Source organism: Verrucomicrobiia bacterium, from assembly GCA_035765895.1.
GTDB lineage: Bacteria > Verrucomicrobiota > Verrucomicrobiia > Limisphaerales > DSYF01 > DSYF01.
In genome coordinates, this window is sequence record DASTWL010000089.1 from 110,361 (window position 1) to 126,470 (window position 16,110).

A 16,110-nucleotide genomic window follows, 5' to 3' on the forward strand; every position below is an offset into this window, starting at 1 on the left:
GCTCACGGCACTGATGGCCGCCCGGCGCAGGGTTGGGTTTTCATGGTGAAAATCGCCGACTTCAATCCATCGGCTATCGCGGTCAGTTTGATTTCGCCGGCCTCGCGCGTGGATTGCACGATGACCTGCGCGAGGCCGTTGAACAGGCTGCGCGACCATGGCGGCATTTCAGTTTGGCCGACAATCTGCACGTTGACGTTGGGATTCAATCCACCCTGGGCAAAGCCGTTGAACACGCCCACGGCAATGACATTGTCGCCGGGGTGGAGGAATTTCTTCACGTCGAACGCCGGCTGCGCCTGCCAGTCGTGCGACTCGCCGACGAACTGGCCGTTCACGAAATACCAGCCGTCGTCATCGCAGCCGCTGAAGCAAAGAAACACACCGGCGCCGTTCAGATCGTCTTCCGTCACGGTGACGTGCGCGCGATAGATCGCCGACGTGTCCGTCGTTTCAATGGTCGGCCCGCCGCCGCTGACGGGTTTCCAGGCGGAATCGTCGAAGTCGCTCGCAAACTCCGGCGCGGCGCTTTTGTTCCGGAGAATTTTGGCAATCTCCCAACGCCAGTTCTTCACGGAAACGTTCCGCGACGGCGCAGATGGCACATACACATCCGGCTCGTGGCAACTCGGATCACCATTGCCGACCCCGAGGATTCTGCCGTCGCCTTCGATGGCGAAATGAACCTTGTTCTGCGCGAGCGGAACAGTTCGGCCCTGCGCGTCCACGGCAGATACGGTGAACACGCTCACGTCTTCGCCGTCGGCTTTGATGGTTTTGCGATCGGGCGTGAGTTGAATTTGCGTCGCCTCGCCGGTGGTTTCGACTTTCGTTTCAGCGATCAGTTTACCAACGGAGTCATAGCCCTTCGCGCTCAATGTTCCCGGCGCGTATTTTACCTGCCAGGTCAACTTCGAGTTTGGCTTCATCGTCTGCCTGCCGAGCGACGCGCCGTTCAGAAAGAGTTCGACCTGCTTGCAATTGCTGTAAGCGTCCACGCGGATTTCCTGGCCCTCCTTGCCCGGCCAGTTCCAGTGCGGCAGCAGGTGCAGCACGGGATTCGTCGTCCACCACGATTGGTAATACCAGAAGACGTCCTTCGGAAAACCGCAGGTGTCGAGAATGCCAAAGTGAGAGTTGATGCACGGCCACCAATACGGCGTCGGCTCGCCGCGATAATCAAAGCCCGTCCAGACGAAGGCGCCGGAAAGCCACGGACGCTCGGCGAAATAAGTCCACCAACTTTCCGCCGTATCGCTCCAGCCCTGCCGGCGGATGTCATAGGCCTGGACGTAGCCGCGTTTGGTGTCGTTCTCGTAAATGCCGCGCGTGCTGACGACGCTCCCCTGCTCTGTGCCTACGTTCGGCTGATCCGGATGATCGGCGTGATAACGGTCCATTTTCGGGCTGACGTGGTAATTCCAGCCGCGCACTTCGATGACGGAATTGATGCCGCGAAATACGTCGTCTTCGGGCGACGCATAAGTGACGGGCCGCGTCGGATCGAGTTGCTTCACGTAATCCTGCATCGTGCGCGCGACAGCTCCGGCCTGCGGCGTGTCCTGCACCATGAACTGCTCATTGGCGATGCACCAGATGGCGACGCTCGGATGATTGCGGTCGCGGCGGATTTGGTCGTCCCACTTTTTCATGTTCAGCGAATCGCTGCCCATTAGCCGGCTCTCGTCCATGATCAACATGCCAAGCCGGTCGCACACATCGAGCAACTCCGGCGTGGGCGGATTGTGCGAGGTGCGAATGGCGTTGCAGCCGAACTCCTTCAATTTCTTCACGCGGAATTCCTGCAACGCGTCCGGAATCGCCGCGCCGACGCCGGCGTGATCCTGATGATTGCACGTGCCTTGAATCCGGTAGGGTTTGCCATTCAGCAAAAAGCCGAGGTTCGGATCGAAGCCAACCGTGCGAACGCCGAAGGTGGTTTCCTTCCGGTCAACGACTTGGCCCGCGACCGAGACCGTCGTGATCAGTTTGTAGAGCTTCGGATCTTCCGGCGACCAAAGAACCGGCGAGGAGAGCGCTGATTCCAACTTCACGAGGCCGCGAGATTTCCGGTCCACTTCGCCGGGAGCGGAAAACGTCTTCAGCGATTTGCCTTCCGGCGAAATGATTTCGCAGGTCACGGTCGCGTTCGCCGCATTCGTGAGCGCGTTCAGCAGATTGACTTCAACCTTGATTTGAGGACTGCCCTGAGGCGTGTTGTTTTCAAATCGCGGCGACACGAAAATTCCCTCCGGTGCGATCGCCACCGGCGCGGTTTTGTCCAGCCAGACGTGCCGGTAAATGCCCGCGCCTTCGTAAAACCAGCCTTCGGTCTTCGTCGCGTCCACACGCACGGCGACCGTGTTCTTTCCGCCGTAATGCACCACGTCCGTGATGTCTTCGCGGAATGGATAGTAGCCGCCTTCGTGATGCCGCACGCACCAGCCGTTGACCCAGACGGTCGCGTCGCGGAACACGCCATCGAAGGTCAACCAGATGCGTTTGCCTTCGTCCTCCTTCGCCAGTTCAAACGTGCGCCGATACCAGGCGACACTGTTTGTCGGATACTTCACGCCGAGCGTGTGAAAACCGTGACTGCCATCGGCGGCCCAATCGAACGGCAGTTCCACCGCCCAATCGTGCGGCACGTTGACCGGGCGCCAGAATGTATCGGCGAACTTTTCCGAAGCCGGCCCGCTGCCCGTGCCGGAATTCTCCAGATGAAGCGCATCCGGCCAGTCGTCGCCGAGATGAAATTTCCAGCCCGCGTCGAGGGAGAGATGTTCGCGCGGCATGGCAGCCGCGGCGAACCGGGACAACAGGAGGGCGGCGCAGGCGCAGCGCAGTGCCGGTTTGAGCAGAAATCGTCGCGGCCACCCGGCGCGAACGGCCGACCGGCTGTCCCAGTTCAGGAAAATCATCCGAGATTGCTATCCCAATTAAGCCAGGCCAACCAGTCGCTAGTTTTAACGATTCGACCGGCGCCAGGCGCCTGGGCAGGCGAGCCGGACGCGGTGAATGCCTCAGGAAATTGCGCGACACCGAACCGCTCCACGTCGGGAATGCCAATGTGCCCGGCCGGCCGAAGCCGCAGCACCGAAGCGGTCGTCACGGACTCGCCAGGCGGAAGAACACCGCGCCGGCGAACGTCGCCAGCGGGAATGACATTTGATTGGTCAGGATCGAATCCGTAATGGTCATCCAATTCGCCCCGAGACCGGCAAGCAACGAATTGGTCTGCGTTTGCAGACGCCAGCCGGTGTGATCAGCGGGCCAGGTAAGACGGAACTGGTTTCCCTCCAGTTCACAACCGAACGCGACCGGCGTCGTAGAAACCAGGGCAGGCGTCCAAGCGACGTTGTCAAACCACGCCTGGCAGAGCGTGCCGTCCAGATGGCTGTTCACCACCAGACCGGCGAGAACGTTGGAAGTCATGTTGATGTTGACGGGCGCGCCCACCGCAGTCCAGGCCACGCCATCTGGCGAGCGAAATGCGGCGAACGAATTGCCGGTGCGCGTGAGTCGCACCCAGTGCGGTGCCGTCACGCCGGGACTTCCGTCTGCGCTCGTGGCACCACCGGTGCTGGTGCGGCGGATGAATTCCACGCCATAAGTGGTGGTCGGCGTCACGTCCACCAGGGCGTGTTTGGAATCCGTTGCCAGCGTCTCACGGATCATTACCCCGGCCTTCGAGGTGTTCTGGATGTTCTGCACGTAAGGCACGCGCGCGGTGATGGAACAATCATTGGTGAGGCTGAGGTAAACAAAATGAAACTCGTCCGCCGCATACCAGACATCCGCGCCAGAACCTTGAATGAAGAAGGAACCCTCGTTCCCACCGCCATTGCCCAGAGCCCCCACGGCACCAACGTCGGCCTGCCGCCACGGGCCGGGCAAAGTCAACGTGCCCGGCGTCACGTTTGCCTCCGGCGAACCGGCGCCTTCGGCCAGAGCATTCACCGCCGCCACCACGTAGTAATAGGTCGTGCCGTCGGTCACGCCCGTGTCGAGATAGGTGACTCCCGTGACACCGGACGCAATCGTCACGTATGGGCCGCCACTGTTCGTGGCGCGCCTCACCGCATATTCCGTGGCATTGGCAGCCGCCGTCCAGGACAGGCCGACCAGCCCGCTGCCGGCGGCGGCTTTCAATTCCGAAACCCCTCCGGGCAACTGCGGCTCCGCAATGCTCACATTGTCAAAAACGGCCTGGTTCAGCGTGCCGTCATTGACGCTGCACACGGCGAGGCCGACGTAGTAACTCGCGTTCATGCTGACGATGGTCGAGCCGATCGACGTCCAGTTCGTGCCGTCCGCCGACTGGCAAGCAGCGAAGTTGTCACCCGCACGAACCAACCGAACCCAACACGGCGCGTTCAAGCCGGTGACGTTGGCGACGCCCGAGGCTGAACCAGCGGTGCTCGCACGCTGTTGCAGTGCCACGCCGTTTGCGGGCGAGAGGAAGTTGATGACGTATTTGGAATTCGCGTCGAGCGACTCACGCATCATCACGCCGGCCTTCGCCCAAGGCGCGGTGTTCTGCAGGCTCGTTACCCGCGCCGTCAGCATGAAATTGCCGGCGACCGCCTGAAACACATAGCGAAACGCGTCGGCATCATACCAGATGTCGGCGCCGGAGCCCTGGATGGTGATTACGCCGTTGTTCTCGCTGAACGCCCCCGTTGCACCGACCGCTCCAATGTCCCGGGTCAACCAGGCGGCGGACGGCGCGCCCGCCAGCGCGGCGGACGTCTCGTCCGAGTTCGCCGATTCACCCGCCGCATCATTGGCCGTGACCACGTAGAAATAGAGCGTGTCCGGTGAAACGTTGGTGTCGCCAAAGGTCATGGCCGTCAGGTTCGAGGCGATCGTCGTGTAGCCGCCACCTTGAGTTTGCGAGCGCTTGACGTTGAACGTGGCCGACGCGGACGGACAATACCAGGCAAGTTGAATCTGGTTCGTCTCCGGCAACGCTTGCAGGCTGGCTGGCACCGCGCTGCCGACGGCGGTGACGGGACCGATTTTGAAGCCGATGGCGGTTCCCGAGGGAACACTGGGCATCGGCGACGGACAGGTCAGTTCGAGTCCCGTCGAGGTCTGCGACCACGTTACGGATGCCGGGCTGCCGAGCAACGACACCGAGGTGACTGGCGCGACGAGCAGATTGGACGTGCTGGCGAGCGAGGGAATCGTGAGCTTCGTCCCGGCGGCGGGCGTCCCGAAATAATAGGCGTAGAGCAAGCCATTCGTGCCAACGGTGAACCGGAAGGATCCATCGGCGGGCTTCACCCACGCACGGCTGCCATAAATGCCCTCACCATGCACCGCCATCCATTGGCCAACATTCGCGAGCATGTTCGATGCGCCGCTGTCGAGCGAGCCGTCGGGACGGGGCGGAATATTCACCGCCATTGCGCCATCGCGGGAAACTGCCTCCAACAGGCGGTAAACGATGGAGCCGCCATTGTCATACCAAATGCCCGGACTCCAAAACCAGTTACCGAGGCCATGCTCGGCAAGCCACGGCTGGTCATCCTTGATGGTGGAAGAATAGCCGCCTTCAAACGTGGTGCCAATGTGGTCGCCGTTGTGAAATTTCACAAACGCCGTCGTGTCCAGTTTTCCGTGACGTTCCAACGTGCGATTAAAATAATGCGCAATCACGCGCTGCATCGCGTCGCATTTGTAACCGGTGCCCGTCATGTAACCGCTGAACGGCTGGGTGGAATTGCCGTCAGTGTAGATGAAGTCCGGATCGTAATTTTCCACCACGTCGAGAATGCGCAATGCCCATTGCGTGGCATACCAGTGGCAATAATCCAGATCATTCGTGAAAATCCCCTGCGATGGGTTCCAGTAATACTGGTTGGGGGTGGAGATGCCCTGATACTTGTGCAGATCCTGGTTGTAAAGCCGGCGAACATCGTAATTCTGCCACCACGTGCCGGCGCTGTTCGTCGCGGTTACGGCGTCGTAAGGCACGCCGGCAAAAGGGCCCGAACTGTCGCTCAAAAAATCCGGCTGCGTGAACCACCAACTGTATTCATGGTGGAACGCCACGCCAAAGTGCATGCCCAGGCTGCGTAGCGCGTTCGTCCACTCCGCCATCGTGTCGCGTCGGGCACCAAAATTTACCATGTTCCACGGGTTGTAACGCGAGTTCCAGGTGTCGAAATTGTCGTGATGCACGCCCTGCACGAGCACGAAGCGTGCGCCGGCGTTGTAAAAAAGCTGCGCCAAACTGGCGGGACTGTAATTCGTGGGGCTCCACGCCTTGATCACGTCCTTGTAACCGTTGGTCGTCGGGTGCCCGAAATCGTTCAGGTGAAAATTGTAGGCATCCGACCCCTGCTGATACATGTGCTGCGCCGTCCAGTCGCCGCTCTGGAGATTCGCCTGCGGTCCGTAGTGAAACCAGATGCCGAACTTCGCCTGCCGCAGCCACGCGGGCGTGCCATTGCCGGGAACATTCGCCGAAATGGACGTCCACGTCGGCTGAAACGGCCCGTTGGTCTCGATGGGGAAATCCATTTTGACCTCGGGAAAATTTGCCGGATCACCCATCGGCATGGAGTTGGCCGGTGCGGGCGTAACCAGCGGCATGGGCGGCAAGTCCGGCAGCGTGTAGGCGAACAGCGGCAGGCCGCAGACCAGCACGATTGAGAGCGACAGGAGGCGGGATTTATTCATCAAAACAGAAGTGAGGGGATTGTCATTGCGCCGCCGCCGCGCCATTCAAGCGACCGCGGCGGCGCGTGATTTTCAACTTTCCCGTTTGCTCGGAGACAGCCGGCATCAAACGCGGCGACGGAGATTGCAGCCCAACAACACACCGGCACCGCCGAGCAGCAGTGCAGCCGCGCTGGGCTCCGGAACCGGGGCCGCATAAAGCGTGTAGGCCGCCAGCGTGGTGTCGGCGTTGCCGACCGAATCGGACGCCTGGATGAAGATGTCCTGATAAGCCGCATCGGCGGTGAAGGTTCCGAACACCATGTAGGCCGAATTTTGGGAAAAGGAGCCCGACGTTCCACCACTGAAGACGCCGCCCGAGAAGCTGCTCCAATAGGCCTGATCGCGGTCGGTAAAGCGGGCGTCCGTCGAAAACAGCGAGACCCAGTATTCTTGTCCGATTGTCAGCCCGGCCAGATGCAGCGTCAACGGCTGGGTCGCATCGCTCGCATTGTTATGCCACAAGTTTCCCTTGAGCGAGTCGGTCCATTCGAGAACATCCGTATCCGCCGCCAGCATGCTGTTACCCCACTGCGTGCCGGCGTTGTAATAGCCGCTCGTCGGACTCGGAGTCGTCGCCGGCATGGCCGCGTTGCCCAGGCTGGTCCCGCTGTCACCCGCGAGGCTGATGCTTTGTCCGCCGGCCGTGGTGAATGACTTGGGCCCGCTGCCGTAAGTGACACCCTCCACGAAGGTGCCCCCCGCCAGCCACGGTATGTCCAGCACCGAGGTGTTGGTGGCGGCCACCGGTGCCACGAACGAGATGTCTGCCGCGTGCGCGGCTCCAACCATTGCAACGGACGCAGCCAAGCAAGCTGCTCTTGCCATCATTTTCATGTGTTATTCCTTCTTATATTTGGGTGTTGTTTGGTTTGCTTTTGGGTGCTTCTGACCGGGCTCAAATCAGGGGAACCTGTCCCGGCAAGCTGAGCGGCAACTGGGACGGCGGCGGGGGCGCCACCGCCGGTCCCCTCCCCGTCCGATTGATCAGGGCGCCACCGCGCGGAAGAATTTCTGCGCGCCGGTGGGTGTGTTCGTGTAAGGCGATGTCGCAACCGCGTTGGTGGTCCAGGGCCCGGTGAGCGCATCCGCTTCGAGGAGGTGACCAGCAGACCAGGTCAGCACGAGCGCCGTGCCACTCCGCTCGATGGTCAGTTCCGGCGGGGCCGTCATCCCGGCCAGCGTCAGCACTTCGCTCTGGCTGAGCGCCCGATTGAACACCGTCACCTCGTCAATCTTCCCGTTGAAGGTGGTGGCCACGGAATTATCGCTGCCGATGCGGATGTTGGACTGGCTGCCGCCCCACGACATGCTCGTGTGGGCGGTGAAGTTCGTGGCCGTTTGCAGCCCGTTGGTGTTGTAGAGATACAAGATGGCCTGCGTGGGCTCGACCACCACGGCGACGTAGGACCAGACGTTTGTCGGGATCAAGAGCCCGCTGTTGAACGACCAGGTGGAATTCCCGTCGTTGTTCCACTTGTAGCCCAAACGGTCGTTGTTGTAGTAGCCGAGGCCGGCGACCGTGCCGCTGTTGCGGTTCACCAACAACCCCACTGCGGATGGCTGAATCCCGTCGGGATAAATCCACATGCCAATGGTCGCCGTGTTGGTGTTCAGATTCAGCGCCGGCGTCGTGGCCCAGCTCTGATCCGTGTTGCCCGTGCTTTGCAACGCGCCTTGATTCGTGGCAAATGCGGCATAGCCGTCCGCGGGCTGCACGCCCACGACGCCGTTCGCGGCGTTCTGGGCGGCCGTAAGATAGGTTCCATCGTGCGCCCCTGCGGCGTCATAGACGCCCTGCCCGCCCAGTGCCGGATCGTTCGTTTCATTCAACGGCCAGTAGGCAACCGGGCCGAGGGCGAGCACCGAACTTGCAACCGAACCCGACATGGGCGGAGCGGGAACAACCGTCAACTGCGCCGCCAGGGTCGTCGCGCTGCCATCCGGATTGGATACCATTGCCCGGAACTCGCTCCCGTCGTAGCCCGTTGCGTCGCTCAGGGCCAGCACGTTCGAGGTGGCGCCGGAGATGACACCCCCATCAGCCAAATTGGTGTATGGCCCGCCCGCCGGACCGTTCTGCCATCGCCAGGTCGGAACGACATAGCTGTCCGCCGCCGCCGTAAAGCTCAAGGGATGGCCGGCGAAGACCGTCTTCGCTTGCGGATCCTGCGTAATGACCGGAGGCTGGTTGGTCGGCGTGAATGACAACGCGCGCAGCACCAGCGCGTTCATGTTGCCGTTGTTGCCGGTCGGAAGATTCTCCTGAATGCTCTCGACCGAACTGGATGCCGTGAACGTGCCGACGATGTAAGCGTTGTCCCCCATTTTGAAGGTCGGGGAAACGTCAGCTTCATCGAAAACATCCTGAAAGCTGGCCAGCCGGTTGGATTCACCCGCCCCGGTGTCGCGGTTGTCCAGCGCAAACAACTGAACCGAATACTGCTCGCCCACCTGAAGGTTGTAGAGAGTGATCGTCTTGGGACCGCCGTCCCAGTTGAACTGGTTCAAGACCGCGTCGAAATCGGCATTGCTGGTGGTCAGGCCCGTGCCCGCGGGATACGCGCCTGTGGCCGTGCCGTTGCCCGTGACGGTGGCCACGGAGCCGTCGGACTTGAAGTTGATGATCCGGCCATTGCCGAGGGTGACCGCCCGGGCGGTGTTGCCAAAAACCGCCGCGCCGACCACGGAACCGGAAACGTTGGTCAGAATCTCATCGGCCGCCCGGCCGACGATTGAAATCGGCGCCGACCAATGAAACTTGGCGGTGGAACTGTCGTTGACCACCAACGTTGCGCCCGAGCTGACGTTCCCGCCGATGGCATTGGTTGCCGCCAGCCGATACATGCCCGCATCATCAAATTGAAGATTGGTGAGGGCCAGTGACGTGTTCGTCTGGCCCGCGAGATTGAACCAATCCACCCCGCCGTTGGTGCTCATCTGCCACTGATTGGTCAGCGGATGGTTGCCTTCAAAACCGGCGCTGAAGGTGATCTCGCCGCCCGTGTATCGCGCGGCATAGTTCGGTGTCGTGTCCACCGTCACCGTCGGCGCACTGGCGGGATTCACCGTGAGGGTGACGACGTCGCTTGTCACCGACGAACTGCTGTTTGTGGCGACGAACCGGTATTGGAACTGGTAACCCGCTGAGAGGCCGGTGGTATCCTGCGTGTAGGTCAAACTGTTGGCGCCACTGATCGGCGTGAACGACGCGCCCGCGGAACCGTTGTCCCATTCCCAGTAATGGCCCGTGGCCGGCCCCGACACACCACAGGAAAGCACCACGGATTCGCCATCGTAAACCGCATTGGTGGGCGAGAATTGCGGCACCCCGACGGTGATGGTCGGAATGCTGTCCGGCCCCGCCGCATCATTCGCGGCGATATCCGATTCGCTTAACACCCCGCTGTAAACACGGAACTCGCTGATCGCCCCCTTCAGGTAAGGGTCGCCGGAATTGGCCCAAGGCGACCGGCCCAGCGTGAACACCGTCTGCGGATAGCTGCTCAAGGCGGCCAGCGTTCCGTTGTAACTGGACGACAGAACCCCGTTCACGTAGATCGCCTTCACGCCACCCGCGGGATCATAGATTAGCGTCACGTGATTCGTGACCGCCTGCGGCAACACCGAGCCGCCGTGGAGAACATTGCCGCCCCACGAGATGATGCCTTCAAAGTAGTTCGTGCCGCCATGGCTGGCGCCGCTGTCATAGACATTGTAACGCAGGTAGCTGCCTCCCGACCCGGTCCCACCTCCGTTATCAATGGAGAAAAGATGCACGTTGTTGTTCGGCACCGTGTAGGTAAACCAGGCGTCAATCGTCAGCGCCGTCAACCCGCTCAATTGCGCCGGTGGCAGGCTGACATACGTTCCGCTGGTCCCGTCCAGAACCACGCTGCCCGAGCCGTCAAAGGCCGCCGCCCCGCGCAACGTGCCCGTGTAGCCACCCACCGAGTCCACCACGTTGGTTCCATTGGTCCCGCTAAAGCTGTAGCGACTGACCAGCGTCGCCGCCGTGGCCGAGAGGCACGTCAATGCGAACGCGGCACAACCCAGCGCGGCATTCAAAAACGATGCCCGGGTCGGTTGGCGCCGGCGGCCCCGGTTCTGCCGGGCAGCGCGGCGGAATGTTGCGTGGGCAAATGCGGATATCCGGGGGAGAACATCAGTGGCAGGTCGGTGATTCATGGTTGCATGCGGTTGGTTGTCGGAGATGCCGGTTGAATCAAACCATTCAACGACATTTCCGGGTTCTTCCATGCACGCGCCATTCCGGGGACAAAACCTGCCAGAATTTTTCAGGGACGGTCAGCCTCGGGAAAGTGAAACGGTCCGGTGCGCCAGTGCACAGCCCTCCAATCCGGCAGCGGCGTTTCGGCCGGCGCGCACGAAGGCAGGGAGCGCGAAGCTAAAAACAAGGCGGAAGCCATCTCCCCAGATGACTTCCGCCATTCCCCCACCAACCCAAAACTTGTGCCTCCGGATTACGCGTCCGCCCCCACCGGCGCCACCACCGAACCGGCCGCCCGGTTCTGCGCCCGCCCTTTGCGCCAATTGGCGCGGTGATGCAACACCCATTCCACCAACGCCGACCCGAAGCCGATGTCGCGGCCCGCCTTTTCCGACTCCAGCCATTGTGCCGGAGGCTTTCCTCACGCTCCGCCTGCCATTCCTCATACAGGCGCATCGGCGACGCCAGGCCGCCCGCCTTTGCGTTCGCGGCGCGACCCAAAAGTGACGCCTTCAGGTTCCGATGAAGGACTGCCCTGACGGCATGTGCCCTTGCGGCCAGAAGGCCGCCCTGAAGCATTTCCGCCGTTCACGCATGGGAAGCCACCATAGCCGGTTTCCCGCCGTGGCGGACGTCATGAAAGTTAACGATGCCTGCCCTTATGGAGCCGGAGCGGTCGCGGGAGGATTTTCAACCAATTTCGTTGCTTCGCCCAGAAGGATGCGGGCGAAGACCCAGTCATACCACATGCCAACTCCTGGCATGCCGCGATCCAGACCACTTTGAAATTCCCGCTCAACGAGCTGCCGACCTTCGGTCAGCTGCTCACGGGCTTCGGCCAGCTGGCCGTTCCGGCAGGACGCCATCGCCAGAATCAATCGAACGGTCGCAGTCCGCACGGTCGCCTCCTTCGGATTCATGCCTTGACGGCAATACGCCTCGGATTCCTCGAACTGGCCGTTGCGATATTTCCACAGCGCGATGGGAATGGCCGCCCAACCGGTGCGGACCGAGGCGGGCTGCGCATCCGTCCATTGCTGCACCAGACTTCCGAGCGGCTGCAATTGCGCCAGCGTGCTTTCGTGCACGGGCGGCAGGAGGCACGTTTTCAAAATCCGCCCCGCCGCGTCGCCGTTGGTCTCGCTCATGAAGCGCGCCACGGCTTCTTCCCGGAAGCGCTCGTAGCCGTCCAGGTTTCCGCTCTCGACCAACACCACGCCGCAGGACTGGTAATCCAACGTGACCGGGCCCCACGGATCGAGCTTGTCAATCTCCATCAGCGCCGAAAAGCGATCGGCCGACTCGCGCCACCGGCCCTGGAGCGCAAGCCATTCACCGACGGAACGCAACGCCGCCACGCCGTCAAGGCTCGGCCGCTTCGGCGGCGTCTTCATCGCCTCGACCAGCCGCGCCGCACCGGCAAAATCGCCCTGGTTCACCAGCATCACGGCCTCGGTCAGCTTCTCGCGCGCCTCCGCCTGCCGGCGCAACTGGGCTTCGTTGGCCCGCGCTTCCTCCGCCTTGAAGAACATCCAGGTCGCGGTTCCCAGCCCCGCAATCAATGCCAGCGCCACCGCCGTGCCCGCCGCAAAAACCACCTTGTTCCGGCTCACGAGCTTTTGGAAGCGATACAGCCGGCTGGGCGGACGCGCCGCGACGGGCTCGTTGTTCAGGTAGCGTTCCACGTCCAGCGCGAGTCCGTTCGCCGTGTCGTAACGGCGCGCGCGATCCTTCTCCAGCGCCTTCATCACGATCCAGTCCAAATCCCCCTTGAGCAGCGAGATCAACTGGGGCGGCTCCTCGTGGCGATGTTCAGCGGTGGCCCTCAGTTCCGTGCCGTGCAGCGTGGTCAGAACCAGCGACGGCCGTTGCGGCTCCTTTTCGCGCAACGTGCGGCGGAATTCGTCGAGGCCGGAACGCATCAGCGTGGTGCCGTCAAAGGGTGTCTTGCCGGTGAGCAATTCGTATAGCAGCACGCCCAGGCTGTAGATGTCGCTGCGCGTGTCCACGTCCAGCGCGCAGAACTCCGCCTGCTCGGGGCTCATGTAAGCCGGCGTCCCGATGAGCTGCTCGTGGGGTGTAAACAACGTCTGGTCTGTCAGCCGTCCTTCGATGGCCTTGGCGATGCCGAAATCAATCACCTTTGGGAGCGGCTTCCCATCGTTCAGGGTGACCAGGATGTTCGACGGCTTAATGTCGCGGTGAATGATGCCCTTCTGGTGTGCGTGCTGGATCGCATGGCAGACCTGGATGAACAACTCCAGCCGCTGCCGGGTGTTGTGATTGTTTGCGTCGCAAAACTCGGTGATCTTCGTCCCGCGCACCAGTTCCATCACGAAATACGGCCGGCCCGTTCCGGTCGCGCCGGCGTCCAGCACGCGCGCGATGTTGGGATGATCCATCAGTGCCAGCGCCTGCCGTTCGGCGTCGAACCGCGCGATGACGCTCTTGGTGTCCAGGCCGAGCTTGATGATCTTGAGCGCCACGCGCCGGCGCACGGGCGCCTCCTGTTCGGCCAGGTAAACCACGCCGCAGCCGCCTTCGCCGATCCGTTGCAGAATCTTGTAACGGTCAATCCGGGCGCCAATCCATTCATCCGGCAAAGGTTCGCCGGACTTCGCGGCCGCCGCCGCCTCTCTCGGAAGTTCTTCTGCCGTCAGGGCAATTGCCGACCGCCCCCGGCTGAGCAAACGGTCCGCGTCTTCCTGTGACGCGAGCATCTCGTCCACGACGGAACGCAACTGCGGATTGCCCGCACAGGACTGGTCCAGATAGGCGCGGCGCTGCTCCGGGTCGGTCATGTGAATCGCCGTGAAGAAGATGGCGTCCTCGAGTTGTTTGCTGCCGCTCGTCACAATCGTTCAACCTCATCACGCGTCACCGGGCGTGGAAAACCTGCCAGAAAAACGCCCGGCCGGACCCGGTTCGCCACACGGGAACTGATTCACGGCCGAAGCATGACCCAAGCGCGCCGCCAGACAATGGTTAAGCGGGCTCTCACTCCTGCGCCTTCACCCACCGAAACAACCTCGCCTTGGCGCAAACCCACTGGCGGTAAACGGTGCGTTCGCTGATGCCGAGATTCTGCGCCACTTCCTCGTTGGTCAGGCCGCCAAAGAACTTCAGCACCACGACCCGCGCCTGCTCCGGATCTTCCTGTTCGAGCCGTTCGAGGGCCTCGTTGATCCGGAGCACGTCACCGTCCGGCGTGCTCTCGGCAACCTCAACGTCGGCCAGGTCCACCCGCACCTGATCCCCGCCGCGCTTGAGGCGGGATTTGCGGCGCGCCTTGTCCACGAGAATGCGCCGCATCGCATCCGCCGCCGCCCCGAAGAAATGGGCCCGATTCGCCCACGAACGGCTCCCCTCGCCGACGAGTTGCAACCACGCCTCGTGGACCAGCGCGGTTGGCTGGAGCGTGTGCCCGGCAGACTCACGCGCCATGCGCGCCGCCGCGAGCTGGCGCAGTTCGTCATACACCAGCGGCAGCAGCTCCTCGGACGCCTGCTTTTCGCCGCGCCCGACGGCCTGCAAGACCAGGGTGATGTCGCTCATGGATGAGCCATGTTGGCCGCCGCACGGGGCTTTGGCAACTTCCCAACCGCCGGGCAAATTTGCGGCCCCGCCCGCTCCTCGCCTCAGGCCACTGGGGTGGTCGCGGGCGAGCTGCAAGACTGCGGATTCTCGGATAACTCCAGGATTTCTGGAGCCACTCAAAATCCAGCAAGACTGTTTTGAAGACAAAAGGGTGGTCGAACTTGAACTGACCAAGAGGCTGAGTTCGAGAAGATAAAATGGTGCCCCGGCAAGGACTCGAACCTTGGACCAATTGATTAAGAGTCAACTGCTCTACCAACTGAGCTACCGAGGCAACCAAGGCCGCGTAGAATCATCGGCCCTTGGCGATTTGTCAATCCCGCGGTTTGAAAACGGGCTCAGAGATTTTCCGGCGCCTGCAAGAGGTCGGACACCCGCTTCAGCAAACGGCCCGCCGCCCCGCCATCCAGCACGCGATGATCGAAGCTCAAGGTCAAATAGGCCTCCGTCACCGGCACAAACTGGCCTTTGGCTTCATCCCAGCTCGGCACCTTGCGCCCGGCTCCGATGCCGAGCACGAGCGTTTGTTCCGGCAGCGGAATCGGCGTCGCCCAGATCAGACCGAACGTGCCGAAGTTCGTCACGGTGGCAATGGAACCGCCGGTCGCGTCGAGCGGCAGCTTCCGCTGATGCGCCAGACGGATGAGTTCATCGTAACGCGCCACCAGCTCGGCCAGCGGCTTCTTGTCCACGTCACGCAGCACCGGCACCAGCACGCCGTCCTCGGCTTCAACTGCGAAGCCGATGTCGATGGCGGGCGGATGAACGATTTTGGAGCCGATCAAACGGCCCGCCGGCGCGCTGTTTTCGCGCAGTGCAATCGCCAGCGCCCGCAGCGCATACAGCGCGGGACCGGGCTTGGGATTGGACGCCTTGCGATGCGCGAGCAAGGCCTCAAAGCACGCGGGCAATCCGACCGTCGCCAGGGGCCGCGTCCAGCTGCGCCGCATGGCGTCGGCCACGGCCACCCGCATGGAGGAGGCCGGGCTCATGCGCAGCTTTTCGAGGTTCGCGATGAATTTTTCCAGATCCTCGATGGTGACCCGGTTGGCCGCCCCGCTGCCGGCAATGCCGGCGACATCGGCGGCGTGCAGCCCCAGTTCATTCATGCGCGCCTTCATGCGCGGGGACATGAAGCTCGCTCCGGCCGCGTTGGCCGGCACCGGCAAGCCGCGCACGGTGGGCTGAACGGTCTTGTTTCCCGCCGGCGCCGCCGAGTTGGCGGAGGCCGCCGTGGTGGGCAACTGGTCTTCCGCGGGGGCTGCGGGCGCCGGTGCATCCAGCCCCGCGCGCGCGGCCTCTTCTTGGGTTACCTCGAGGTAACCCAGCACGGCGCCCACCGGATAACTCTCGTTGAGTTTGGCCAGGTAGCTTTGCACCCGGCCGCTGCACGGCGAGGCGACGGTCATGGTGGCCTTGCTGGTTTCCACTTCGATGATGTCCTGGTCCAGGCCGATGTCGCCGCCGGGCGGGACAAGGAAATTGATGACGGTGGCCTCGGCGATGGACTCGCCCAACTGCGGCATGATGATGGGAATTTGCGGCATAGGCTC

7 protein-coding genes and 1 tRNA gene are annotated in these 16,110 nt (G+C 62.4%); all 8 read right to left on the reverse strand.

Annotation, left to right across the window (positions count from 1 at the left end):
* Nucleotides 1-2: 2 nt before the first annotated feature.
* Complete coding sequence (gene galA / locus VFV96_17720) at nt 3-2,921, reverse strand: beta-galactosidase GalA (GenBank protein ID HEU5072246.1); 2,919 nt, start codon at nt 2,919-2,921, stop codon at nt 3-5.
* A 187-nt stretch (nt 2,922-3,108) separates the two neighbouring features.
* Entirely contained in the window at nt 3,109-6,690 is a 3,582-nt protein-coding gene (locus tag VFV96_17725) for an alpha-L-fucosidase (protein ID HEU5072247.1), read from the reverse strand.
* 105 nt (nt 6,691-6,795) lie between these two features.
* Nucleotides 6,796-7,485 (reverse strand): PEP-CTERM sorting domain-containing protein, encoded by a 690-nt coding sequence (locus VFV96_17730; GenBank protein HEU5072248.1) that lies wholly within the window; start codon nt 7,483-7,485, stop codon nt 6,796-6,798.
* A gap of 231 nt (nt 7,486-7,716) precedes the next feature.
* Nucleotides 7,717-10,797, reverse strand: a complete 3,081-nt coding sequence (locus tag VFV96_17735) for a LamG-like jellyroll fold domain-containing protein (protein HEU5072249.1) — start codon at nt 10,795-10,797, stop codon at nt 7,717-7,719.
* A gap of 822 nt (nt 10,798-11,619) precedes the next feature.
* Nucleotides 11,620-13,815: a protein kinase gene (locus tag VFV96_17740; GenBank protein ID HEU5072250.1), complete on the reverse strand. Its 2,196-nt coding sequence runs from the start codon at nt 13,813-13,815 to the stop codon at nt 11,620-11,622.
* Nucleotides 13,816-13,957: 142 nt separating this feature from the next.
* On the reverse strand, nt 13,958-14,515 hold the full coding sequence (locus VFV96_17745) for a sigma-70 family RNA polymerase sigma factor (GenBank protein ID HEU5072251.1): 558 nt from the start codon (nt 14,513-14,515) through the stop codon (nt 13,958-13,960).
* Between the two features lie 240 nt (nt 14,516-14,755).
* Nucleotides 14,756-14,831 (reverse strand) — tRNA-Lys (locus VFV96_17750).
* A 64-nt stretch (nt 14,832-14,895) separates the two neighbouring features.
* Nucleotides 14,896-16,104, reverse strand: coding sequence for a dihydrolipoamide acetyltransferase family protein (locus VFV96_17755; GenBank protein HEU5072252.1), 1,209 nt, complete (start codon nt 16,102-16,104; stop codon nt 14,896-14,898).
* Nucleotides 16,105-16,110: the final 6 nt, after the last annotated feature.

Bases quoted from the DNA above. Each gene is read 5' to 3' on its own strand.
- galA (HEU5072246.1), bottom strand. From the start codon at position 2,921: ATGATTTTCCTGAACTGGGACAGCCGGTCGGCCGTTCGCGCCGGGTGG.
- VFV96_17725 (HEU5072247.1), bottom strand. From the start codon at position 6,690: ATGAATAAATCCCGCCTCCTGTCGCTCTCAATCGTGCTGGTCTGCGGC.
- VFV96_17745 (HEU5072251.1), bottom strand. From the start codon at position 14,515: ATGAGCGACATCACCCTGGTCTTGCAGGCCGTCGGGCGCGGCGAAAAG.
- VFV96_17755 (HEU5072252.1), bottom strand. From the start codon at position 16,104: ATGCCGCAAATTCCCATCATCATGCCGCAGTTGGGCGAGTCCATCGCC.